The organism is Corallococcus sp. CA049B (genome assembly GCF_003611685.1).
Classification (GTDB): domain Bacteria; phylum Myxococcota; class Myxococcia; order Myxococcales; family Myxococcaceae; genus Corallococcus; species Corallococcus coralloides.
Map to the genome: position 1 here is coordinate 1 of NZ_RAWC01000470.1, position 635 is coordinate 635.

Genomic DNA, 635 nt, shown 5'->3' on the forward strand with positions numbered 1-635 from the left:
TCCGGATCCACCGGCGGCATGAAGCCGACGACGGTCTTCTCCTCTGGCTCATCCAGGCCGCCCAGCATGTCCAGCGAGTCGTCGTTGTCCGGGCCCAGCGAGTCGAGCGCGGAGATCTCCTCCAGGCCGGACGGGGACTCCAGCTCCTCCGGCGGCGCGACGACGGGCTCCTCGGCCGTGCCCGTCACGGGCTCGGACATGTCGCTGAAGGCGTCGTCGAGCATGTCCAGGTCTTCCCCGGCCACCGCGGGGTCCTCGCCCGTGTCGACGGCGATCTCCTCCGAGCCGAAGTCCGTCGCGGGGTCCTCGCCCAGCGAGTCCAGCGTGAGGCTCTCGTCCACCACCTCGTTGCTCGCGGGCGGCTCCGGGAAGCCGATGACGCCGCCCACGCGGTCGATGAGGGCGTCCGCGTCCACCGGCTTCGCCACGTACTCGTCCGCGCGCGCCTTCAGCTTGCTGTGCGCCGCGAAGCCGTCCGGGCTGCCGATGATGACGATGGGGACCGTCTTCAGCTCGTCGTCCTTCTTCAGCTTGCCGCAGATGAGGTAGCCGTTCTGTCCCGCGGACAGGTCCACCGCCAGCACCACGAGGTCCGGACGCTCACGGCGGATCAGCTCCACGCTGCCCTTGCCGTC

At 70.2% G+C, this 635-nt stretch carries 1 protein-coding gene; it reads right to left on the reverse strand.

Annotation, left to right across the window (positions count from 1 at the left end):
- Positions 1 to 635: PleD family two-component system response regulator (locus tag D7W82_RS39770; RefSeq protein WP_147439787.1), on the reverse strand; the 635-nt coding region annotated here is incomplete at both ends.